Genomic DNA, 22618 nt, shown 5'->3' with positions numbered 1-22618 from the left:
GGCCTTTCGTCAGTCCATCAAGCCGAAGATCAGCCCGGGATCGCAGCCGAAGCAGCCTGCCCGTCACCTTCCGGCGCAGACAGGATGTCGCGCACGACCTGGCCCTTGGCCACGGTCTGCGTGCCTGGATCGCCCACGGTCGAGCGGATCGAGGCAGCAGCGGTGCCCGAACGGTTGATCGCATCCGTTTCCACGCTCGAACGCGCCGAAGGGCCGCCGAACAGGGTTTCGAGCGTCTGCTTGCCGGTTTCCGAATCCTGCGGACGCGGCGCGCCGGGGCTCGGCGGGGTCAGCGCGAAATCGGGCGGCACCACCAGCGGCGCGGCGCGGGTCACGGCCATTTCGTCGGGACGGTCACGGTTGAACAGCGAACCGCCGCCACCGCAGGCCGACAGAAGAGTCGCCGCCGAGACGACAAGAGCAAGGGCGGCAGCTTTACGCATCATGCATTCTCCGTGGCGGTATGGTCGCCGCTATCGTTGGGCTTTTCGCGCGATTTGAACGAGCGGGCAAGCAGTATCAGGACACCGAACGTGATCGCCACGTCGGCCAGATTGAAGATAGCGAAAGGCCGCCACGTGCCGATGTGCAGGTCGGCATAGTCGATGACGTAGCCGAACATCAGCCGGTCATAGATATTGCCGAGCGCCCCGCCGAGCACGAGGCCGAGCGCAAGGATGTCCCCGCGCAGCGTTTCGCGCAGCATCCACACCGTCACGCCCAGCGCGATGAGCGCGGTCACGATGATCAGGCCATAGCGCATTTCCATCGAGGTCGCGGTGAACATCCCGAAGGAGACGCCCTCGTTCTCGGCATAGCGCAAGTCGAACACCGGCAGCAGATCGATCACCGCCCGATCGCGCAGCATCAGCGGGCCGACCATGATCGCCTTCACGATCCGGTCCACCACTGCCACCAGCAGCGCGAGGCCAAGGCCCTCGATGCGCGGACGGGTCAGCATCAAGCCGCTGCACCTGCGTCAATTGCCGCCACGACCTCGTCACAACGGTCGCACAGCGCGCCGTCTTCCGTGACTTCCGGAAGCAGGCGCCAGCAACGGCCGCACTTGTGGTCGGTGGAACGGGTGACGGTCACGTCACTGCCCTGCCCGCGCATTACTGTCGCGGTGATGAACAGTTCCGCCAGATCGGCTTCCGGAGCGGATTCCGGCACGGTCACGACCGCTTCGAGGCCCGAACCCAGCACCTTTTCGCGGCGCAGAGGTTCGATGGCTTCGTTCACCGTCTGGCGCAGGGCGCGCAGCTCGTTCCAGCGCGCTTCGTCCACCGAAACGGCAGGCACTTCCGGCCATTCCAGCAGATGCACGCTGTCGCTGCCCGGATAGCGCGACTGCCACACTTCCTCGGACGTGAACACCAGCACCGGCGCGCCATAGCGGACCAGCGCGTGGAACAGCGTGTCGAGCACGGTGCGATAGGCGCGGCGCTTCGGGTCAGTCGGCGCGTCGCAATAGAGGCAGTCCTTGCGGATATCGAAGAAGAAGGCCGAGAGGTCCTCGTTGCAGAAGTCGGTCAGCGCGCGGACATAGGTGTTGTAGTCGAAGTCATCGACCGCCTGCCGCAACGTGGCGTCCAGCTTGCCGAGCAGGCCGAGCATGTACTGCTCCAGCTCGGGCATCTCCGCCACCGGCAGCCGTTCGTCCTCGCTGAAACCGTCCAGCGCGCCCAGCAGATAGCGATAGGTGTTGCGCAGCTTGCGATACTGGTCGGCAACGCCCTGCAGGATCTCCTTGCCGATGCGGTGGTCCTCGGTGAAATCGACCGAGAGCGCCCAGAGCCGCAGGATATCCGCGCCGTAATCGCGCATCAGATCGATCGGGCTGATCGTGTTGCCGAGCGACTTGGACATCTTCATGCCCTTCTGGTCCATGGTGAACCCGTGCGTCAGCACCGCATCATAAGGCGCCCGCCCGCGCGTGGCGCTGGATTCCAGCAGCGAGGACTGGAACCAGCCGCGATGCTGGTCCGACCCTTCGAGATAGAGGTTCGCAGGCCATTGCAGGTCCGGCCAGCGCCCCGATTCCAGCACGAAGGCATGGGTGGAGCCGGAATCGAACCACACGTCCAAGATGTCGGTGACGCGCTCGTAATCGTCGAGCTTGTACTTCTCGCCTAGGTACTCCTGCGCCCGTTCCTCGTCCCACGCATCCACGCCCTCGGCCATGACGGCGGCGACAATGCGCGCGTTCACTTCGGGATCGTTGAGGTACTGGCCGGTCTTGCGATCCACGAACAGCGTGATCGGGACACCCCACGCGCGTTGGCGCGACAGCACCCAGTCCGGACGACCTTCAACCATCGCACCGATGCGGTTCCGGCCCTTCTCTGGCACGAAGCGCGTGTCGGCGATGGCCTTGAGCGCGGTTTCCCTGAGCGTCCCCCTCCCGCAGGCGGGAGGGGTTAGGGGTGGGCTTGTTTCAGAGGTGTCGCTTGCGGCAAGGCCCACCCCCGCCCCCTCCCGCCTGCGGGAGGGGAGTTCCTTGTCCATCGGCACAAACCACTGCGGCGTGCAGCGATAGATCACCTTGGCCTTCGAACGCCACGAATGCGGATAGGAATGCTTGTAATCGGCACTCGCCGCCAGCAGCCCGCCAGCCTCGCGCAGGGCCTCACAGATCGGCCCGTCGGGCGCATTGAACTTGGGGTTGATGACCGAGCCTTGCCCGCCGAGCCATGCCCAGTCCTCGCGATACTTGCCATCGCCCTGCACCGCGAACACCGGCTCGATCCCGTGCGCCTTGCACAGCGCAAAGTCGTCCTCGCCATGATCGGGCGCCATGTGAACAAGGCCGGTGCCGCTGTCGGTGGTGACGAAATCGCCCGGCAGCATCGGACGCGGCTTGGCGAAGAACCCGCCGAGCGCGTGCATCGGGTGGCGGCAGATCGTTCCGGTGAGGTCAGAGCCTTTGCCTTGCCAGAGCACATCGATTTCGCGCGCCTTGCCGAGCCGATGAAGAACATCGCCGTTCAACACCAACTCTTTGGCAAGCAGCATTGCAGGCTCGCCAGAGTCACCGACGAGCACATACTCAACCTCCGGCCCATAAGCCAAAGCCTGGTTCACCGGGATCGTCCACGGCGTCGTCGTCCAGATCACCGCATGCGCGCCGACCAGTTCCGCGATCGGCGACTCAACAATCTCGAACGCCACGTCGATCTGGGTCGAGACGATATCCTCGTATTCAACTTCAGCCTCGGCCAGCGCGGTCTTTTCAACTGGCGACCACATCACCGGCTTGGCCCCGCGATAGAGCTGGCCGCTTTCGGCAAACTTCAGCAGTTCGCGCACGATGGTTCCCTCGGCTTGGGCGTCCATCGTCAGGTAGGGGTTGTCCCAATCGCCATTGATGCCGAGGCGCTTCAACTGCTCGCGCTGCACGTCGACCCACTTCTGGGCATAGGCGCGGCATTCGGCGCGGAATTCCTTTGGCGGAACCTCGTCCTTGTTCTTCTTTTTCTTGCGGTACTCTTCCTCGACCTTCCACTCGATGGGCAGGCCATGGCAGTCCCAGCCGGGAACATAGGGCGCGTCCTTGCCCAGCAGCGTCTGGGTGCGGCAGACCATGTCTTTCAGGATATGGTTCAGCGCATGGCCGATGTGCATGTCGCCATTGGCATAGGGCGGGCCGTCATGCAGAATGAACTTCTCGCGCCCTTTGCGCGCCTCGCGCAGCTTCCGGTAAATCCCCTCGTCCTGCCAGCGCGAAAGAATGACCGGCTCCTTCTGGGGGAGGCCAGCCTTCATCGGGAAATCGGTCTTCGGCAGGAAGACGGTCGGTCGATAATCTCTGGGCTCTTGGCGCGGTGCTTCAGTCATGACCGGCGGGCCTTAGCGCTGCGGCGGCCTTTGCGCAATTTTTCTGGCGTGGTGGGGTGGTAGGAACTGCGTTAGGGGAAAGGCAGGCTGTTTCACGCAGAGACGCGGAGGAAGAAGAGAGACGCACAGAAGTCGCGCTTGCGGCGAAGCCGCTTGGGATTCTCGGCGCTTGCGTGTTGCGTCAGGTCGTCGGCACAAAGAGCCTGTCGGCCCGGCGCAGCATCTCTGCGTCTCTACTTCTTCTCCGCGTCTCTGCGTGAAACAGAACCACCGCTACGCCAGCAGCCGCCGAGCCTCGTCGCAGTCCCGCTCCATCTGCGCCACCAGCGCATCCAGCCCGTCAAACTTCGCCTCGGGCCGCAGGAAGTGGTGGAACGCCACCTCGATTTCCTGCCCGTAGAGATCGCCCGAGAAATCGAAAAAGTGCGGCTCGAGCAGTTCCTTGGGCGGATCGAAGGTCGGGCGAATGCCCAGATTCGCCGCGCCCTTAAGCAGACGACCATCCGGCAAACGCCCAGTCACCGCATAGATGCCATAGCGCGGGCGCAGGTACATGCCGATGTCGAGGTTGGCGGTCGGGAAGTTGATCGTGCGACCCAGCTTGTCGCCATGCTGCACCAGCCCGCGGATCGCGAAGGGCCGCGTCAGCAGCTTCGTCGCCGTCTCGCAATCGCCCGATTTCAACGCATCGCGGATGCGACTAGATGAGACGACTTCACCCTCCAGCGTGACCGGCCCCACCGCGCGAGCCGAAAGCCCGAAGCGCGGCCCATCTTCGCGCAGCACCTGCGCATTGCCGCTGCGGCCCTTGCCGAAGGTGAAGTCCTCACCCGTCACCACGCCCACGGCACCCAGATGCCCGACCAGCCCCGCCTCGATCCATTCGAGCGCGGTCATGCCCGCCACATCCGCGCCGAAGTGGATCACCAGCATGGCATCGGCCCCGGCTGCGCCGAACAACTCCTGCCGCTGATCCAGCGTGGTCAGGCGAAACGGCTCGGCATCGGGCTTGAAATGGCGCACCGGATGCGGATCGAACGTGGCGACGATAGCCGGACGCCCTTCCGCCCTGGCCCAACGGATCGCCTCGCCCACCACCGCCTGATGGCCCAGATGAAACCCGTCGAAATTGCCCAGCGCGACAATCCCGCCACGCATCGTTTCCGGCACCGGCTGCAGGCTGTCGAGGCGGATCATGCGCCTACCTTGGCGTAAGTGACGAAATCGAAAGCGGGTCTTTCAGCCTGCGCCTGATGCACTTCGCGCGATACCTCTATCCACTCCGGTCCGAGCGGCTCCATCACGGTATCCCCCTCGAACGCCCCGTGTATCTCGGTCAATTCCACGCGTTCGGCAAGGGGCATGAACAGGCGGTAGATCTCCGCCCCGCCGACGACGGCAACTTCGCCCTCATGCGCCAGCGCCAGCGCCTGCTCGACATTCTTCGCCACTTCCGCCCCCTCGGCGCTCCACCCGCCATCGCGGGTCAGCACGATATGGCGGCGACCGGGCAGCAGTCCCGGCAGGCTCTCGAAAGTCTTGCGGCCCATGATCATAGGCTTGTTCATCGTCAGCGCCTTGAACCGCTTCAAGTCCGCAGGCAGCCGCCACGGCAAGGCATTGTCCTTGCCGATCACGCCGTTGGTGGCGCGGGCGTAGATCAGGAAGAGTCCGGGCCGTACCCCGCTCACAGCACCAGCCGCGTCACGTGGCCCATCTTGCGCCCGGGCCGCACTGCCGCCTTGCCATAGAGGTGCAAGTGGTTGGCAGGGTCCGAAAGGATCGCGGGCCAATCGTGCGCATCGTCGCCGATCAGGTTGTCCATGACCACGCCCTTGGCCGCCAGCGCAGTCGAGCCCAGCGGCAGCCCGCAGATCGCGCGCACATGGTTCTCGAACTGGCTGGTGAGCGCGCCCTCGATGGTCCAGTGCCCGGAGTTGTGCACGCGCGGGGCCATCTCGTTGAACACCGGGCCGTCCGCCGTGGCGAAGAATTCCAGCGTCAGCACGCCGACATAGCCCAGCGCATCGGCCACTTTCGCCGCGAGCGCCCGCGCATCTTCCACCTGCGCCACGATAACCGGCGATGCAGGTACGGTCGAACGGTCCAGAATACCGCTCTTGTGCACATTCTCGGCGCTATCCCAGAACCGCACCTCGCCCGCCTCGGTGCGTACGAGGATCACCGAGAACTCCGCCTCGAACGTCACGAAGCCTTCGTAGATCAGCGGCTTGCCGGGAAGCTCCACGGCTTCCGCATCGGACGGCTGCATGATCCGCCACTGGCCCTTGCCATCATAGCCATCACGCCGCGTCTTGAGGATGCCGGGCGCGCCGATGCTGGCAACCGCCGCGCGCAGATCGTCCATCGAATCGACCGTGGCCCAAGGCGCGGGCCGCCCGCCCAGCGCTTCGACGAACGACTTCTCGTTCACCCGATCCTGCGCCACTTCCAGCGCCTTTGCGGGGGGATGGAGCGGCGCATGTGCCGACACCGCCGCCAGAGGCGCAGCCGCCACATTCTCGAACTCATAGGTAACCACGGCGCACTGCGCGGCAAAAGCCGCCAGCGCCGCTTCGTCGTCATACTCGCCTTGCGTGAACGCGGCGCAGACATCGGCGGCAATCGAATCCGCTTCCGGCGCATAGACGTGGCAGCGATAGCCCAGGTTCGCCGCCGCCAGCGCGATCATCCGGCCCAGCTGGCCGCCACCGAGGATGCCGATCGTCTCGCCGGGGGGGATCATCAGACCGGCTTCTCCGCCACCGATTCGGTCTGCGCGGTGCGGAAGGCGATCAGACGCTGCGCCAACGCCTCGTCCGAAGTCGCCAAAATCGAAGCCGCCAGAATCCCCGCGTTCGTCGCCCCCGGAACACCAATCGCCAGCGTTCCAACCGGAATCCCGCCCGGCATCTGCACGATCGAAAGCAGCGAATCCATGCCCTTCAAGGCCTTCGATTCCACCGGCACGCCCAGCACCGGCAGGTGCGTCATCGAGGCGACCATGCCCGGCAGATGCGCCGCGCCGCCCGCGCCCGCGATCACCACCTTGAAGCCTTCGAGGTGTGCGCCCTTGGCAAAGCTCACCAGCCGCTCAGGCGTGCGATGCGCCGAGACGATGCGACATTCATGCGCCACGCCCAGCTTCTCCAGCACGGCAGACGCGTTCTTCATCGTCTCCCAGTCGGACTGGCTGCCCATGACGATGGCAACTTGCGGCTTCTCAGACATCTCCCCTGCCCCCTTCAGGCTTTCGGGCGCTCAGCGCTCCGAGAGGTAGTAGCGTTCGATCTCGGCAAGATTGTCGTCGAGTTCATAGATGATCGGCTGCCCGGTGGGGATTTCGAGGCCGGTGATGTCCTCGTCCGAAATGCCCGACAGATGCTTGACCAGCGCGCGCAGCGAGTTGCCATGGGCCGAGACGATCACCGTCTCCCCGGCACGCAGCGCAGGTGCGATCTTCTCTTCCCAGCAGGGAAGCACGCGCGCGATGGTGTCCTTGAGGCTTTCGGTCGAAGGCACCGCGATCCCGGCATAGCGCGGGTCGGACGCCAGATCGAACTCGCTGCCCGCTTCCAGCGGCGGCGGCGGCACATCAAAGCTGCGGCGCCACACCTTGACCTGATCGTCGCCGTGCTTGGCCGCGGTCTCGGCCTTGTCGAGGCCGGTCAGCCCGCCATAGTGCCGCTCGTTAAGGCGCCAGTCCTTGTCTTCCTGCACCCACAGGCGACCGGCAGCCTCAAGCGCCAGATGCAGCGTCTTGATCGCGCGCGTCTGCAGCGAGGTGAAGGCCAGCGTCGGCAACACGCCCTTGTCCTTGAGCAGCTTGCCCGCCGCAAACGCTTCAGCCGCACCCTTCTCGGTCACGTCCACGTCCCACCAGCCGGTGAAGCGGTTTTCGAGGTTCCACTGCGACTGGCCGTGGCGAATCAGGATCAGGCGGGGCATCGGGGCATCCTGTAGCTGACTAAAAAAAAGGAACCGCGCCCCTAGCGTCAGGCGGCCGGATTGGAAAGCCCGGTTTCCGGCGAATCGGGCGATTCGGACACCACTGCATCGGCCGCGCCTGCAACGGCTTCCAGAGCGCGCGCCTGCGCCTTGCGCCGTTTCAGGTTCTCGCGCAGTCGCGCGGCCAGCCGTTCCTCGCGGCTCATCGTGGACTTTTGTTCGCTCATTGCCCGCCTGATTGCAGCGATCCCCGCCTTACTGCAAGCCCTGCAGGACTTTGGCCCCGAACGTCGCTTGACAAAGCCAGCCCCCCCCGTCATTAGCGCGCCCCTGCCCACCCCGCCCGTCACCGGTGCCGGAGTGGCCAAGCGGAAATGGTGTGCTGCTGTAGCTCAGTGGTAGAGCGCATCCTTGGTAAGGCTGAGGTCGGGAGTTCAATCCTCCCCAGCAGCACCATTTCCCCGGACTTCGGAAAATCAGGCCCTGAGGTCCGCCCATTCCGGGTGACGCCGGAACGCGGCCTCGACATAGCTGCACTGTGGCTCGATCTTGAACCCGAACTTGCGCGCGTCCGCGATCAGCGCCTTGACCAGTTCGCCCGCCACGCCGCGCCCGCCGATCTCGGTCGGCACCAGCGTATGGTCGGCCACCACCAAATCGCCGTTCCGCTGATAGGTCAGCCGCCCGATCGCCTCGCTGCCTTCCACCTTGGCGTGGTATTCCCCGCGCGATCCCTGATCGAGGTGGGTGATGGTGACGTCTGCCATGCGGTAAATTCCTTGCCCTTTGCACCCCGGCACTTCGGGGTCGCTTGACCCGAAACGCGCAGGGTCACATTGCGGTTTCCCATGAAGTTCTTCTCCGACAATGCCGCCGCCGTCCACCCCCGCTTGTGGGCCGCGATGCACGCTGCCGACGCACCCGATTCGGGCTACGACGGCGATGCCCTTTCACAGCGCATGGACGAGGCATTTTCCGATCTGTTCGGCACCGAATGCACCGCGCTGTGGGTCGCCACCGGCACCGCGGCGAACTGCCTTGCGCTCGCCGCAATGGTCCCCCCTCACGGCGGCGTGGTCTGCCACCGCGAGGCGCATATCGAGATGGACGAGGGCGGAGCACCGGGCTTTTACCTGCACGGCGCCAAGCTCATGCTGGCAGACGGCGAAGGCGCAAAGCTGACGCCCGCGAGCATTGCCAAGGTCATCGACCCGATCCGCAACGACGTCCATCAGGTCCAGCCGCACGCGATCTCGATCACGCAGGCCACCGAATATGGCCGGGTCTATACGCCGGAGGAAGTCGCCCGGATCGGCTCGCTCGCCCAGGGGCGCGGGCTTGGCCTGCACATGGACGGCGCGCGCTTTGCCAATGCCGTCGCGCACCTTGGCTGCCGTCCGGCCGAAGTCACCGCGCAGGCAGGCGTCGACGTCCTGACCTTCGGCTGCGTCAAGAACGGCGGGATGAATGCCGAAGCGCTGGTGTTCTTCGACATGGAACTGGCCGACGTGGTTCGCTACCGCCGCAAGCGTGCCGGACACCTGCAATCCAAGGGCCGCTACCTCGCCGCGCAGGTCCTCGCGATGATCGAGGGCGACCTCTGGCTCGAAAACGCCCGCGCCGCCAATGCGGCCGCGCAGGAAATCGCACAGGCCTGCGGCGAGCGCCTGTTCCACGCCGTGGAAGCGAACGAACTGTTCGTCGTGCTCTCGCCCGCCGAGCAGGCCACCTTGCGTGCCCAAGGCTTCGATTTCTACGACTGGACCGCGCCTGAAGGTGCCTCCGGTGCCGCCCGCCTCGTCACCGCATGGAACAGCGATCCCGCCGAAGTCTCCGCGCTTGCCCGCGCCATTGCCGCGCTATGAGCGAGCAGGAACTACCCGGACGCGAATTACCCGGTCAGGCCCGCTTCTGGCAGTGGGACGTCGCAGGCCCGTTCTTCCTCGTCGCACTGATCTGGGGATCGACCTGGCTGGTGATCAAGGACCAGATCGGCAGCGTTCCGCCAAGCTGGTCGGTCACATGGCGTTTCGTCGCTGCGGCCATCGGCATGGGCGTGCTCGCACTGGTCCGGCGGGAATCGCTGCGCCTCAATGCAGAAGGCCTCAAGGTCGCGGCCCTCCTCGGCCTGCTGCAGTTCGTGATGAACTTCCAGTTCGTCTACCGCGCCGAACATCACCTGACATCGGGCATAGTCGCCGTGTTCTTCGCTCTGCTGGTGGTGCCCAACGCGCTGATGGCGTGGGCCGTGCTCAAGCAGCCGGTCACGCGCGGGTTCATCGGCGGTTCGCTGGTCGCAGGGGCAGGCATCGCCCTGCTGCTGCTCCACGAATACCGCATGGCCCCACCCGAAGGACAAGTCCTGACCGGCATCGCGCTGACCACCGCCGCCCTGTTCAGCGCCTCGTCGGCCAATGTGCTGCAGGCCAGCCCGATGGCAAGGCGCGTGGCCATGGTGCCGATGCTGGCATGGGCCATGCTGATTGGCGCTGTGCTCGACGGAGCCTTCGCGTGGGTCGTCGAAGGACCGCCGCAGTTCGATCCGCGCCCCGGCTACGTGTTCGGCGTGCTCTATCTCGGGATCGTTGGTTCGGTGGTCACATTCCCGCTATACTTCCGCTTGCTCCAGCGTCTGGGAGCCGGTCGCGGGGCCTACAACGGCGTGCTGGTGCCAGTCGTCGCGATGCTGCTCTCGACCGTGTTCGAGGGTTATCGCTGGTCGGTGCTGGCACTTGCCGGATCGGCCTTGGCAATGGTCGGCCTCGTGCTGGCGCTCAGGGCGCGCAGCCCCTCGCGATAGGTCGGAAAGGCGGGCTTCCAGCCAAGCAGGCGCTTGGCCTTGCCGTTCGCCACGCGCCGGTTCTCGGCATAGAACGCCAGCGCCATGGGCGAGAGGTTGGCCTCCTCCAGCGACTGCATCGGCGGTGGTTCCACCCCGAGAATCCGCGCCGCTTCCTCGATCACCGTGTTCTGGCTGCAGGGCAGATCGTCGGCAAGGTTGTAGATCCCCGCAGGCCCCGAAAACCCGGCAATCACCCCGCTGGCAATGTCTTCCACGTGCACCCGGCTGAAAACCTGCCCCGGAATATCGATGCGATGCGCCTTGCCCTCGGCCACCCGCTCGAGCGCGCTGCGCCCCGGCCCGTAGATGCCGGGCAGGCGGTAGACCCGCACCTTTGGCGATAGCGCCTGCCAGTCGAGATCCGCCTGAGTCCGCGCCGATCGCCGCCCGGTGCCTACAACCGAGCCTTCATCCACCCACGCCCCGCCCGCATCTCCATAGACGCCGGTCGAGGAGAGGTAGCCGATGGCTGCGAGCGGTGCGGCGGCAATCGCCTCACCATAGGTCTGCAACACCGGATCGCCGCCCTCGCGAAGTGGCGGGACGGAGGACAGGACGTGCGTCGCCTGCGCCAGCGCCGCCTCCACCGCAGCACGGTCGGCAAAGGCGATATCGCCCGCGCTGCCCGTCCCGCGCACGGTCCAGCCCTGCGCCCGCAGCCGCGCGGCGATCACCTGCGCGGTGTAGCCCATTCCGAAGATCAGCAAGTTTCCCATCAAAAGCCTGATAACCGCGATTGCCGCACAGCGCACCACTTCCTAAGTTCATGTCCATGAACGATCTCTCCGGCCAGCCCGTCATCGCCCCCACCGTGATCCACCGCGCGGACTATCGTCCGCCCGAATGGCTCGTCCCCGAGATCGCGCTGGATTTCGCGCTCTCGCTCGATGCCACGCGGGTTCAGGCAACGCTGAAGGTTGCGAAGAATGCTGCTGGATCAGGCACTTCGCTGCTGCGTCTCAATGGTGATGCGATCGAGGCCAAGGCCGTCACGGTCGACGGCCATGCGCACAACGACTGGCACATGGACGGCACCGACCTCGTCATCGAACTGCCCGGCGATGCCCATGACGTGGGCATCGAAACGCTGATCAATCCATCGGAAAATACTCAGCTTTCAGGGCTTTACGCCTCGAACGGCCTGCTCTGCACCCAGTGCGAGGCCGAAGGCTTCCGCCGCATCACCTTCTTCCCCGACCGGCCCGACGTGCTTTCGGTCTATTCGGTGCGGATGAGCGGGGACAAGGCGCTGTTCCCGGTGCTCCTGTCCAACGGCAACCCCACCGCTGCGGGCGAAAATGGCGACGGAACGCACTGGGCCGAGTGGCACGATCCCTGGCCCAAGCCCTCGTACCTGTTCGCGCTGGTCGCCGGTGAACTCGTCGCAAACCGCGATAATTTCACGACAAAATCGGGCCGCAAGGTGAACCTGGCGATCTACGTCCGCCCCGGCGACGAGGCCCGGACCGACCACGCCATGCGCTCGCTCATCGCTTCGATGAAGTGGGACGAGGATGTCTATGGGCGCGAGTATGACCTCGATGATTTCAACATCGTCGCGGTCAGCGATTTCAACGCCGGCGCGATGGAGAACAAGGGCCTTAACGTCTTCAATACGCGCTATATTCTCGCCGATCCCGAAACCGCGACCGATGGCGATTACGACGCGATCGAGGGCGTGGTGGCGCATGAGTACTTCCACAACTGGTCGGGCAACCGCGTGACCTGCCGCGATTGGTTCCAGCTCTCGCTCAAGGAGGGCTTCACAGTCCTTAGAGATCAACAGTTTAGCGCGGATCGCGGCTCCGCTCCGGTCAAGCGGATCGAGGATGTGCGTATCTTGCGGGCCGTGCAATTCCCTGAGGATTCGGGGCCGCTGGCGCATCCGATCCGGCCGGATTCCTATCAGGAAATCAGCAACTTCTACACCGCGACTGTCTACAACAAGGGCGCCGAGGTGATCCGCATGATGACCGTGCTGGCAGGCATGGAGCGGTTCCTCAAGGGCACCACGCTCTACTTCGACCGCCACGACGGCGAGGCGGCGACCTGCGAAGACTTTGTAAAGGCTATGGAAGATGGCGCGGGGCTGGACCTGAAGCAGTTCCGCAACTGGTACGAGCAGGCCGGAACGCCGCGAGTCAGCGTCGAAATGACGCTCGAAAATGCAAATCCAACTCTCGAAGGCGAAGGGGCAACTCTCGGGGGCAGAGCGGTAACTCTCACCCTCAAACAGGCAACTCAGCCCACTCCGGGGCAGGCGCAGAAGAAGCCTTTCGTGATCCCGCTGCGCGTCGCGCTGTTCGACCGCGAGACCGGCAAGCACCACGGCGAGGAACTGATCGTCCTCACCGAAACGGAGCAGTCCTTCACCTTCGACGGTTTCGATTCGCTTCCCGTCCTTTCCATCAACCGCGGCTTCTCCGCCCCGGTCGAGATCGTCGCGCCGGTGACCACCGAAGACCTCCTCTTCCTCGCCCGCCACGACGACGATCCCTTCGCCCGCTATGAAGCAATGCAGCAGCTGATCGTGCGCCATCTCGTGGGCGCGGTGGCGGGGACGCTGGAGAAGCGCGAGGCATCGCAGGCCGCGATCGGCGCGGCGATGGGCGCGATCCTTGATGACACCGCGCTCGACGATCTGATGCGCGGCGAGTTGCTGATCCTTCCGGGCGAAGCCTACCTTGCCGAACAGCTGAACCGCGCCGACCCGACGCGCATCTTTGCCGAGCGCGAAGGCCTCAAGCGCTGGTTGGGCACGACGCTCAAGGACAAGTGGCTCGCGCTGCATGATCGCGTCTCCGCCGTTCCCTACAGCCTCGAGGCCGAGGCACGGGGCGCGCGCAAGTGCAAGACGCAAGCGCTCGTCTATCTGGGCGCGGCCGACCCTGCCGAGGCCGCACGCCGGGCCAAGGCGCAGTACGATGCCGCCACCAACATGACCGACCGCCAGGGCGCGCTGATGGTGCTGTGCAGCCTTGATTGCCCCGAGCGCGAGGCGGCGCTGGCCGATTTCCACGCACGCTTTGCCGGCAACATGCTGGTGATCGACAAGTGGTTCTCGCTGCAGGCGGGCTCGCTCAATCCCAAGGCGACCGAGCATGTGAAGGCTCTGGCCGAGCATCCCGACTTCACCATGACCAACCCCAACCGCGTCCGCGCGCTGTGGATGGCCTTTGCGGCCAATGCGCAGGCATTCCACAAGGACGGCGGCGAGGGTTACCGGCTGATCGCGGACCTGATCCTCCGGCTCGATCCGATCAACGGCAACGTCGCGGCGCGCTTCGTGCCCTACCTTGGCCGGTGGAAGAAGGTGGACGAGACCCGCGCCGCGCTGATGCGCGCGGAACTGGAACGGATCGCCGCCGAGCCGACCCTTTCGCGCGATGTGCGCGAGCAGGTGAGCAAGAGTCTGGAGGCGTGACCGTTGAGGCGCTGACCCATCCGCTGCTGTCGGGCGCGGCGCATGGTTTCCTTGGCCGCAAGGGCGGGGTTAGCACGGGTGACCTTGCGGGGCTCAACGTCAGCTACAGCGAGGACGATCCGGCGCTGACGTCTGAAAACCGCCGCCGGGCGGTGGAGGCGGTGCTGCCGGGCGGGACCTTGCAGACCTGCTTCCAGATCCATTCGCCCGATGTGGTTACGGTGACCGAGCCCTGGGCCGATGCGGATCGCCCGAAAGCCGATGCGCTGGTGACGGACCGTCGCGGCATTGTCCTCGGCGTGCTGACCGCAGACTGCGCGCCAGTGCTGTTCTGCGATGCCGTGGCGGGCGTGGTCGGCGCGGCCCATGCCGGGTGGAAGGGCGCTTTCACCGGCGTGACCGACGCCACCATCGCGGCAATGGAGGCCTTGGGCGCAACACGCGACAACATCGCCGCCGTGGTCGGCCCCTGCATTGCGCAGAAGAGCTATGAAGTGGACTCCGGCTTCGAGGCGCGGTTCCTTGAACAGGCAGCGGAAAACGAACGCTTCTTCCGCGCCGGGCGCGAAGGCCATGCGTGGTTCGACCTTGAAGGCTACGTCGCATCGCGGCTGCGTGATGCGGGGCTGGGCAAGGTCGGCATGCTGGGCGAGGATACTTACGCGCAAGAGGAGCGCTTCTATTCGTTCCGCCGCGCCACCCATCGCAAGGAGCCGGGCTACGGACGGCAGATCTCGCTGATCGCGCTGCCGGCCTGAACGCCATGGCGCTGCCGGTGCTCTACAGCTTTCGCCGCTGCCCCTATGCGATGCGGGCGCGACTGGCGATTGCGGTGAGCGGGCTGCAGTTGGAGCTGCGCGAGATCAAGCTGTCGGCCAAGCCGCCCGCGATGCTTGAAGCCTCGCCCAAGGGCACGGTGCCGGTGCTGGTCCTGCCCGATGGTACGGTGATCGAGCAGAGCCTTGACGTGATGCGCTGGGCCTTGGCGCAATGCGATCCAGAGGGATGGCTGGAGCGTGACGATGCCGCGCTGATCGAACGCAACGACGGGCCGTTCAAGCATGACCTTGATCGCTACAAGTATCCCGAACGGCATGGCAGCGATGCTGTTGCGCACCGGGAGAGCGGCATGGTGTTCCTGCGCGAACTCGACGAAAGGCTTGCCGCTGGTCCGCAGCTTTGCGGCGAAGCGCGCGGGCTGGCGGACATGGCGGTGATGCCGTTCGTGCGCCAGTTTGCCGCGGTGGATGGCGAGTGGTTCGACCAGCAGCCCCTGCCCCATGTGCAGCGCTGGCTGGCGGGGCATCTGGAATCCGGCCTGTTCGCGCGCGTGATGGGCAAGTTTGCGCCGTGGCGCGAGGGGGATTTGCCGGTGGTGTTTCCGGTTGGTTGAGGCTGCGGATTCGTCTTTTGCCGCTGGCGTTGCTGGCCCACCCCCAACCCCTCCCGCCTGCGGGAGGGGAGTATTGGAAAGCGCCCTCCCGCTTGCGGGAGAGGGGAAGAAAGGCCTTCCATCCGTCCCCTGCACGCGCACGGCCCACTCGGTTCGTCGCAAGGCTGGTGCTGTCAGTGCCCGAAATCGGGTTCCCGGGCGGGATCGTTCATGCAGGCGAAAGTTTGGCCGCAACACCGATGCATTTTTGAAGGTCGCAAGGAGCGTTTTCGATGACTACCACTTCCCCCCGGCGTGCAGGAATGATCTTGCTGGCCGCCGCCGCTGCGTCTGTTTCGGCCATTGCAGTCGCCCAGCCCCAGCAAAACGGCATGCAGGACCCCAACATCATCGTTGAAGGCGAAGTCCTGCCCGATACGGCGGCGATGACCAAGGGGCCCGAGGTCAAGGGCATCATCACCGCGCGCAAGGGCGACAAGATGAAGGTGACCGCCGACGATGGCACCAGCACGGTGGTTTTCGTGAATGACGCGACCGTGGTGAAGGCAAGTTCAGGCCTGTTCGGCTCGAAGAAGCTGACGACGGCGAACCTGCTCAACGGGTTGCCGGTTTCGGTGAAGACGATGCAGGCAGGCGAGACGCTGCTGGCCAGCCAGATCACCTTCAGGAACGGTGATTTCAAGACCGCCAACATGATCCGCAACGGCACCGCACAGGGCTTTGCCGAGCAGACCGCCGCCACCGCCGCGCTCAAGGGCCGCATGGGCGATATCGACAAGTACAACATCAAGGCCACGACCAACGTCTATTTCGACACCGGCAAATATGCGCTGACCCCGCAGGCCAAGGCCGAGCTGTGCCAGACCGCCCAGATGGCGAACGGCACCGACAACGCGTTGATGCTGGTGGTGGGCTACACCGATTCGGTCGGTGACGAGGAATACAACCAGACGCTGAGCGAGAAGCGCGCGGCGAGCGTGATCAACTTCCTCCAGCAGCAGTGCCGCTGGGCGCCCTACCGCATGCTGACGCCCACCGGGATGGCCGAGTCCGATCCGGCAGCGGACAATTCGACCGAGGAAGGCAAGGCCCAGAACCGCCGCGTGGCGGTGAACATTCTGGTGAGCAAGGCCATCGACGGGCTTTGATCCGGATGGGGCAGGTGGTGGTCCCAGGATAACCCACCACTACTCCTGTTCGTCGCCCCGGGCTTGACCCGGGGCCCCGCTTGCATCTTCCTAAGGACGCGCGAGGCCGCCGAAGAAAAGCGGGGCCCCGGATCAAGTCCGGGGCGACGGTCTCTTTCTTTGGCGCGGGCAGTTAAGTCAGAGCAGCCCCAGTGCGTCGAGCCGCGCTTCCAGAACGTCCGGGTCGCCGGTGAAGTGGTGGACGTTCCACCCGAGTGAGCGGGCCGTAGCTACGTTCGCGGTATTGTCGTCGATGAACAGCATCGTTTCGGGCGCGCGCCCGAAGCGATAGGCGGCGAGGTGGAAGATCGCGGGGTCAGGCTTGATCAGGCGCTCGACTGCCGAGATCACGATGTCGCGCATGTGATCGAGGATCGGGAAGGTCGGGCGGAACAGGTTCCACGAATCGATACCGAAATTGGTGATCGCATATTGTGGCACGTCCTTGGCGGCGAGGCGCTCGACCAGTTGGTGCGTGCCCGGCACTGGCCCCGGCAGGCTGGCGAGCCAGTTGCTGGCGTAGAGCGCGATCAGATCGGCGTATTGCGGGAATTGCGCGGTGCGGGTGATGACCATTTCCGAGAATGACACGCCTTCATCGTGCTGGGCGTGCCAGTCCTCGGTGACAACCTGCGATACGAATCGAGCGCGTTCGGCCGGATCGGGGATCGCTTCGGTGTAGATACCGGAAAGGTCGAACTGCACCAGCACGCGGCCGATGTCCCAGACTACTGCCTCTACGCCCATCGCAGCCTCACCGAAGGTGGCCCATAAACGACTGCGCCCCCGCGTTTGGGCGGGGGCAGCGTGGCTGGGTCTCCAGCCTGCAGGTTTCCGATGCAGCCCCGCCGTCGCGAGACTGCACCGAAACTGGTTAGATCAACCCTGGCGCGCCTTGAAGCGCTTCTGGGTCTTGTTGATCACATAGACGCGGCCACGACGGCGAATGACGCGGTTGTCCCGGTGGCGGTCCTTGAGCGACTTCAGGCTGTTGCGAATCTTCATGTCGAATCCCTTTGCCCGAAGCTGACCGGGCCGAAAACTGAAGCGACGCCGTTAGTGGGGGCAATACCCCAAGTCAACCCTGCAGGTCGCTTTCATGGCGCTTGCCCGCCTGCCCATGCCGTGCAAATCCTGAAGCTTGCGGGGCTGCTCCCGCAAGGCAAGGACGGAAACCGGGCGGATGAGTGCTTCGACCATGGCAGGGCTGCTGCACAAGCCGGGGCAATCGACATTCCTCAACCCCGCGCTGATGGCGATGAACGTGCTCGAGTTCGACATGCCGGACGCGATTCTGGCCGAGCTTGCACCACTGGCAGACGCCCTTCGCGCGATGGAGGCAAACGATACCGTCTATGCGCTGCCGGGCGGCGTGAGGCTCTACAACCAGCGCCCATCTGGCTGGAAAAGCGACATCTGCTGGCTGAGCAATGCCGACGAGGCCGCGTACCGCTGGTTCGAGAACCTGTTTCGCCGGCTGAAGCTGGACGAAGCGGTGGCGCCATTCGTCGCGCACGATTCGCAGATCCGGCTCTATTCCGGGTTCTTCGTCACGCGCAGCCACTGCACCTCGCATGACATGCACCATGACTGGCTGACGCCCCAAAACACCGCCTTCACGGTCATGGCTCCGTTGACGGACAATGCCTGTGCCATGGGCCTCGCTTACCGCTCGGTCCATGGCGACGAGCGTGAGTACCGTTACCGCATGGGCAAGGGCGTGGCCTTCGGCTCGGGCTTCCTCCACTCGACCGCGACCGGCAGGCTCGACGAGCGCGCGGTGTTTCTGTCGCTCACCTTCGGGACCGACCGGATGGCCGAGTGGGAGACGATCGAGAAGACCGCCGGACGGCAGGGGCGGTTCTTCTGCCAGCCGGACGGGGTGTTCCGGACGATCGGCGCTTAGCCGCCGCGAACCTCGCCCAGCTTGCGCTCCCACGCCAGAGCATGGGCGACGATAAGGTCGAGATCGGCGTACTTCGGCTGCCACGGCAGCGTCGCCTTGATGCGGCTGTTGTCGGAAATCAGCGAATCGGGATCGCCCGCGCGGCGGCCCTGCAATTCGCGCACGATCTTGCGGTTGGTTACGCGATCCACGGCGTCGAGCACGTCGAGCACCGAGAAGCCGCGCCCGTAGCCGCAGTTCATGGTGAGCGATTGCGTGGGCGAGGCGATCAGCGCCTCGAGCGCGAGGACGTGCGCTGCGGCAAGGTCCGAGACGTGGATGTAGTCGCGAACGCCAGTGCCATCGTGCGTGGCGAAATCTGTGCCGAACACGCCGACCGACGCGCGCTTGCCGAGCGCCGCCTCCACCGCGACCTTGATCAGGTGGGTGGCACCTGCCGTGGACTGGCCTGTGCGCGCCTCGGGGTCTGCGCCTGCGACGTTGAAGTAACGCAGGACGCAATAGTTGAGCGGGTGCGCGGCGGCGACGTCGGCCAGCATGGTCTCGGTCATCAGCTTGGACATGCCGTAGGGATTGATCGGCCGCTTGGGGCTGTCTTCGGTGACGGGGGAGACTTCGGGGATGCCGTAAGTCGCCGCCGTTGAGGAGAAGATGAAGTGCGGGACGCCAGCATCCACCGCAGCTGCGATCAGCGCGCGGCTCTTGGCGGTGTTGTTGTGATAGTACTTGAGCGGGTTCTCGACCGATTCGGGCACGATGATCGACCCGGCAAAGTGCATCACGGCGCGGATGCCTTGTTCGGCAAAGATGCGTGCGAGGAGCGCGCCGTCCTCGATGTCGCCCTCATAGAAGGCGACGCCATCGGGCACGGCGAAGCGGAAGCCGGTGGTCAGGTTGTCGATCACCGCGACGGGATAGCCCGCATCCTTCAGCGCCAGCACGGCATGGCTGCCGATATAGCCTGCGCCGCCGGTGACGAGTACGGGGACCTTCGACATTGGCGTTCTGCTCCTTTGCGTGCAGGGTTTGCCCCGCAACCGCGTTCATGACTGCGACAGCGCGTGCGCTTTACACGCTCGGGCGGGTCCGCATCAGCCCCTTACGGGAAAAATACGAATGAACCACAAACTGCTTCTCTCCGCCGTTGCGACCCTTGTGTTTGCCGGAACAGCCATGGCCCAGCCGATGGGCGGGCGATGGGATGGTCCGATGGACCAGCGCTTGCGCGGGGAAGATGGCAGGCGGTCTATCGAGCCAGCAAAGAAGTTGGAGGTCGAGGCGTTCCAGTCCGCCGATGCCGCACCACTGCTGGGCAAAGGGCCGATCACCGTGGCCGCAGCCGATGGCACGGAGGCCGAATGGAAACTGCCGGTCTATGAAGCGGCGGTCGTCGATCAGCTGGCCAAGCTGGGATACGACACGGCGGTGAGCGGCGCGGAAGGCGGCCAGATCGCGCAGATCGGCATTCGCCACGAACAAGTCGTGCCCGAAGAGCCCAAGCGCAAGCCGGTTTCGGGCGCGATGGAAGTGGGCGTTTCCAATCGCGGCAACTACACCGCGATGGCGCTCAACATCGACCTGACCAAGGCGAAGAAGGCTATCGTCGCCACGCGCCTTGACGTGCGCATCCGCGACAAGGCGAGCAATCGCGTGCTGTGGGAAGGCCATGCCGAAGCCCAGACGCGCGAGGACGATGACGGGTTGAACAACGGTGCGGTGGCGGCGCGGCTGGCGTCCGCACTCTTTGCCAAGTTTGCAGACGCGCAGGTCGTGCCGGCGAGCTGATTGTGCCAATTGGCATTGCGGCGGACGGCAGAGCGTAGCACCACTGACGCCATGACAACGGGACGCAAGCCTATGAACCGCTTTTCTGCCGCAATTGCTCTTGGCCTTCTGGTCGCGACTCCGGTCATGGCCAAGCCTGCGCCGATAGACGTGACCCGCTTCCACACGGACCAGACCCTGCCCCGGCTGAAAGGCGCGGCAGTGATCGTCGAACCGGCGCCGGGTGCTGACGCGGTGAGCCTCGAGAATCAGGTGTGGCTGGACGCCGTGCAGAAGGAGCTCATGGCCAGCGGTTTCGGCAGCGCAACGCCGGGCGCGGTCGATGTCGTGGCCGAAGTGCGCGTGGACCGCGAAGTGCAGAAGCGCGAGAAGCAGCACGGGCCGGTGAGCGTGGGCGTTGGCGGATCGACCGGGAGCTATGGCGGCGGCCTGGGGCTGGGCCTCGGCTTCAACCTTGGCGGCGGGCCGAAGGAATACGTCGTCACGCGCCTGTCAGTACGCATCCGTGATCGCAAGACCGGCGAGGCGCTGTGGGAAGGCCGCGCCGACAACCGCGAGAACGCCAAGGCCAAGGAGGCCGAACCGGCCGTGGCCGCGCCGCGCCTTGCCCATGCCCTGTTCTCGGGCTTCCCCGGCACGTCGGGTGAGACTATCACTGTAAGAGCCAGATAGCATAAAATTGACCCACCGGGACGGAGCCGATTTTGGCTCAGCGCAAGGATAGAGGAGGGAGCCATGCCGTCGCATAGTGACCGACGAAAGACGCAGCGCTGGGCCAAAAGCGGCCCGCCCCTTCGGGGTTGCTTTGTGAGGCCCGCCGCCAGCGTCACGTCGCTTGCACGGGCAACCAGCCCGCGCTGCGCAACGTTCCTTGTCGGCGAACCTCACAAAGCAATCACGGCGGGTCAATTATATGTTATCTGGCTCTAAATGACAGATATCCGCATCAATGCCGCGTTCGATTCCGGCAATATCGAAGTGCTCTCGGTTTCGGGCGCGAGTGCACGGCTGGCGATCCGCAAGGACCGCGATTCCGAGTTTTTCCAGTGGTTCCACTTCCGCGTTGATGGCGCGGCAGGGCGCGAGCTTGAGCTGAAGATCACCGGGCTTGGCAATTCGGCCTATCCCGGCGGCTGGCCGGGATACCGCGCGGCGTTCTCTGAAGATCGCGAATACTGGGGCCGGACCGATACCCGCTATGATCCGGGCGAGGATGGCGGCACGCTGACAATCTGCCACACGCCGGACGCGGGCACCTGCTGGTTTGCCTATTTCGCGCCCTATTCGATGGAGCGGCATCACGATCTGGTGGCGCAAACCGCGGCGCTTCCCGGCGTCACCCATCGCTGCCTTGGCACCAGCATCGAGGGCCAGCCGATCGACTGTCTCGAACTGGGCGAAGGCCCGAAGCAGGTATGGCTCTATGCCCGCCAGCATCCCGGCGAATCGATGGCCGAGTGGTGGATCGAAGGCGCGCTCGAACTGCTGACCGATCCGGCGGACCCGCATGCACGCCGCCTGCGCCAGCTCTGCCGCTTCCACGTGGTGCCCAATGCCAACCCGGATGGGTCGTGCCGGGGGCACTTGCGCACCAATGCCGTGGGCGTGAACCTCAACCGCGAATGGCATGAGCCGACGCCGGAACGCTCGCCCGAAGTGCTGGCGATCCGCAACGCCATGGACGAGAGCGGCGTGGACTTCGCGATGGACGTCCACGGCGACGAGGCGATCCCGCACGTGTTCCTGGCCGGATTCGAAGGCATCCCTTCGTGGACCGACGAGCTTGGCGCATCCTACGAGCGCTACCGCCGCATCCTCGAACGCCGCACGCCCGATTTCCAGACGCGGCGCGGCTATCCCGTCGCTGCGCCGGGCCGCGCCAACCTGACCATGAGCACCAATCAGGTCGCCCACCGCTTCGGCTGCGTGGCGATGACGCTGGAAATGCCGTTCAAGGACAACGACGACCTGCCCTGCAAGGAACAGGGCTGGAGCCCGGAGCGCTCCAAGCTGCTGGCAAGGGATTGCCTGGCGTCGTTGCTGGAGTGGCTGGAGGGGTGATCTCGCTCCCCTCCCGCAAGCGGGAGGGGGTGGGGGTGGGCTTGCGACGACTGCGTCTTTGAATGGCGTGAGGTTAGTTAGAGATATCTCACGCAAAGACGCAAAGACGCGAAGATGTTGCGCTTGGAGCGCTGTAGCCTGAGCCGACGAACGTTTCGGCTGAGGGGGAGCTTTGGGCCAAACGCGACCCCCTTTGCGTCTTGGCGTCTTTGCGTGCCAATCCTTCTCGCTGCGC

24 protein-coding genes and 1 tRNA gene are annotated in these 22618 nt (G+C 65.1%); 11 read left to right on the top strand and 14 right to left on the bottom strand.

Annotation, left to right across the window (positions count from 1 at the left end; genetic code table 11):
- Positions 1-29 precede the first annotated feature (29 nt).
- The 9 genes from ACZ1JX_RS16705 to ACZ1JX_RS16665 all read right to left on the bottom strand — a co-directional run bounded on the left by ACZ1JX_RS16705 (position 30) and on the right by ACZ1JX_RS16665 (position 8012).
- The gene (locus tag ACZ1JX_RS16705) at positions 30-443 is read right to left on the bottom strand and encodes a DUF3035 domain-containing protein (protein WP_144905106.1); all 414 of its coding nucleotides are present in this window, start codon (positions 441-443) and stop codon (positions 30-32) included.
- The gene (gene lspA, locus ACZ1JX_RS16700) at positions 443-961 is read right to left on the bottom strand and encodes a signal peptidase II (RefSeq protein WP_465126448.1); all 519 of its coding nucleotides are present in this window, start codon (positions 959-961) and stop codon (positions 443-445) included. Before lspA ends, ACZ1JX_RS16705 begins: the two co-directional genes overlap by 1 nt.
- The gene (gene ileS, locus ACZ1JX_RS16695; RefSeq protein ID WP_465124606.1) at positions 961-3837 is read right to left on the bottom strand and encodes an isoleucine--tRNA ligase; all 2877 of its coding nucleotides are present in this window, start codon (positions 3835-3837) and stop codon (positions 961-963) included. The genes lspA and ileS overlap by 1 nt, the downstream gene beginning before the upstream one ends.
- Positions 3838-4110: 273 nt before the next feature.
- Complete coding sequence (locus ACZ1JX_RS16690; RefSeq protein ID WP_465124605.1) at positions 4111-5034, bottom strand: bifunctional riboflavin kinase/FAD synthetase; 924 nt, start codon at positions 5032-5034, stop codon at positions 4111-4113.
- The gene (locus ACZ1JX_RS16685; RefSeq protein WP_465124604.1) at positions 5031-5528 is read right to left on the bottom strand and encodes a dihydrofolate reductase; all 498 of its coding nucleotides are present in this window, start codon (positions 5526-5528) and stop codon (positions 5031-5033) included. The genes ACZ1JX_RS16690 and ACZ1JX_RS16685 overlap by 4 nt, the downstream gene beginning before the upstream one ends.
- The gene (locus tag ACZ1JX_RS16680) at positions 5525-6583 is read right to left on the bottom strand and encodes a 5-(carboxyamino)imidazole ribonucleotide synthase (protein ID WP_465124603.1); all 1059 of its coding nucleotides are present in this window, start codon (positions 6581-6583) and stop codon (positions 5525-5527) included. Before ACZ1JX_RS16680 ends, ACZ1JX_RS16685 begins: the two co-directional genes overlap by 4 nt.
- Complete coding sequence (gene purE, locus ACZ1JX_RS16675) at positions 6583-7068, bottom strand: 5-(carboxyamino)imidazole ribonucleotide mutase (protein WP_465124602.1); 486 nt, start codon at positions 7066-7068, stop codon at positions 6583-6585. The genes ACZ1JX_RS16680 and purE overlap by 1 nt, the downstream gene beginning before the upstream one ends.
- 30 nt (positions 7069-7098) lie before the next feature.
- Complete coding sequence (gene gpmA, locus ACZ1JX_RS16670) at positions 7099-7785, bottom strand: 2,3-diphosphoglycerate-dependent phosphoglycerate mutase (protein WP_465124601.1); 687 nt, start codon at positions 7783-7785, stop codon at positions 7099-7101.
- Positions 7786-7832: 47 nt separating this feature from the next.
- Positions 7833-8012, bottom strand: coding sequence for a hypothetical protein (locus ACZ1JX_RS16665; RefSeq protein WP_465124600.1), 180 nt, complete (start codon positions 8010-8012; stop codon positions 7833-7835).
- A gap of 154 nt (positions 8013-8166) precedes the next feature.
- Here ACZ1JX_RS16665 and ACZ1JX_RS16660 point away from each other — a divergent pair.
- A tRNA-Thr gene (locus ACZ1JX_RS16660) sits at positions 8167-8241 on the top strand.
- 20 nt (positions 8242-8261) lie between these two features.
- On the opposite strand, the gene ACZ1JX_RS16655 is transcribed toward ACZ1JX_RS16660, so the two are convergent.
- Entirely contained in the window at positions 8262-8552 is a 291-nt protein-coding gene (locus ACZ1JX_RS16655; RefSeq protein WP_465124599.1) for a GNAT family N-acetyltransferase, read from the bottom strand.
- Positions 8553-8633: 81 nt separating this feature from the next.
- On the opposite strand from ACZ1JX_RS16655, the gene ACZ1JX_RS16650 reads away from it, so the two are divergent.
- A complete protein-coding gene (locus ACZ1JX_RS16650) occupies positions 8634-9650 on the top strand; it encodes a threonine aldolase family protein (RefSeq protein WP_465124598.1) in 1017 nt (338 codons plus the stop codon).
- Complete coding sequence (locus tag ACZ1JX_RS16645) at positions 9647-10585, top strand: DMT family transporter (protein WP_465124597.1); 939 nt, start codon at positions 9647-9649, stop codon at positions 10583-10585. The genes ACZ1JX_RS16650 and ACZ1JX_RS16645 overlap by 4 nt, the downstream gene beginning before the upstream one ends.
- Here the strand turns inward: ACZ1JX_RS16645 and ACZ1JX_RS16640 are convergent.
- Complete coding sequence (locus ACZ1JX_RS16640; protein WP_465124596.1) at positions 10495-11343, bottom strand: Rossmann-fold NAD(P)-binding domain-containing protein; 849 nt, start codon at positions 11341-11343, stop codon at positions 10495-10497. The two genes, ACZ1JX_RS16645 and ACZ1JX_RS16640, sit on opposite strands and share 91 nt — an antisense overlap.
- A gap of 56 nt (positions 11344-11399) precedes the next feature.
- Here ACZ1JX_RS16640 and pepN point away from each other — a divergent pair, with 56 nt between their 5' ends.
- The 4 genes from pepN (at position 11400) to ACZ1JX_RS16620 (ending at position 16592) form a co-directional block, all read left to right on the top strand.
- Positions 11400-14051, top strand: a complete 2652-nt coding sequence (gene pepN / locus ACZ1JX_RS16635; protein ID WP_465124595.1) for an aminopeptidase N — start codon at positions 11400-11402, stop codon at positions 14049-14051.
- Positions 14048-14809, top strand: a complete 762-nt coding sequence (pgeF, locus tag ACZ1JX_RS16630) for a peptidoglycan editing factor PgeF (RefSeq protein ID WP_465124594.1) — start codon at positions 14048-14050, stop codon at positions 14807-14809. Before pepN ends, pgeF begins: the two co-directional genes overlap by 4 nt.
- 5 nt (positions 14810-14814) lie before the next feature.
- Complete coding sequence (locus ACZ1JX_RS16625) at positions 14815-15444, top strand: glutathione S-transferase (protein WP_465124593.1); 630 nt, start codon at positions 14815-14817, stop codon at positions 15442-15444.
- A 272-nt stretch (positions 15445-15716) separates the two neighbouring features.
- Positions 15717-16592 carry an OmpA family protein gene (locus ACZ1JX_RS16620; RefSeq protein ID WP_465124592.1) on the top strand — a complete coding sequence of 292 codons (876 nt, stop codon included), beginning with the start codon at positions 15717-15719 and terminating at the stop codon, positions 16590-16592.
- Positions 16593-16769: 177 nt separating this feature from the next.
- On the opposite strand, the gene ACZ1JX_RS16615 is transcribed toward ACZ1JX_RS16620, so the two are convergent.
- A complete protein-coding gene (locus ACZ1JX_RS16615; protein WP_465124591.1) occupies positions 16770-17378 on the bottom strand; it encodes an HAD-IA family hydrolase in 609 nt (202 codons plus the stop codon).
- Between the two features lie 132 nt (positions 17379-17510).
- Positions 17511-17636, bottom strand: coding sequence for a type B 50S ribosomal protein L36 (gene ykgO, locus ACZ1JX_RS16610; protein WP_011446910.1), 126 nt, complete (start codon positions 17634-17636; stop codon positions 17511-17513).
- Positions 17637-17814: 178 nt separating this feature from the next.
- Between ykgO and ACZ1JX_RS16605 the strand changes: the two genes are divergently transcribed.
- Positions 17815-18537, top strand: coding sequence for a hypothetical protein (locus ACZ1JX_RS16605; protein WP_465124590.1), 723 nt, complete (start codon positions 17815-17817; stop codon positions 18535-18537).
- Here ACZ1JX_RS16605 and galE read toward each other — a convergent pair.
- Complete coding sequence (galE, locus tag ACZ1JX_RS16600) at positions 18534-19535, bottom strand: UDP-glucose 4-epimerase GalE (protein ID WP_465124589.1); 1002 nt, start codon at positions 19533-19535, stop codon at positions 18534-18536. The two genes, ACZ1JX_RS16605 and galE, sit on opposite strands and share 4 nt — an antisense overlap.
- 118 nt (positions 19536-19653) lie before the next feature.
- Here galE and ACZ1JX_RS16595 point away from each other — a divergent pair, with 118 nt between their 5' ends.
- From ACZ1JX_RS16595 to ACZ1JX_RS16585, 3 genes are all read left to right on the top strand, one after another.
- Positions 19654-20322, top strand: a complete 669-nt coding sequence (locus tag ACZ1JX_RS16595) for a DUF4136 domain-containing protein (protein WP_465124588.1) — start codon at positions 19654-19656, stop codon at positions 20320-20322.
- 72 nt (positions 20323-20394) lie between these two features.
- Positions 20395-20994: a DUF4136 domain-containing protein gene (locus ACZ1JX_RS16590; protein WP_465124587.1), complete on the top strand. Its 600-nt coding sequence runs from the start codon at positions 20395-20397 to the stop codon at positions 20992-20994.
- 258 nt (positions 20995-21252) lie between these two features.
- A complete protein-coding gene (locus tag ACZ1JX_RS16585) occupies positions 21253-22383 on the top strand; it encodes a M14 family metallopeptidase (RefSeq protein ID WP_465124586.1) in 1131 nt (376 codons plus the stop codon).
- The last annotated feature ends 235 nt before the right edge of the window (positions 22384-22618 follow it).

Source organism: Novosphingobium sp. BL-A-41-Hi4A-0G (assembly GCF_055521735.1).
Note: the sequence above shows the minus strand (reverse complement) of the source record. Positions and strands in the feature narration are given on the sequence as shown.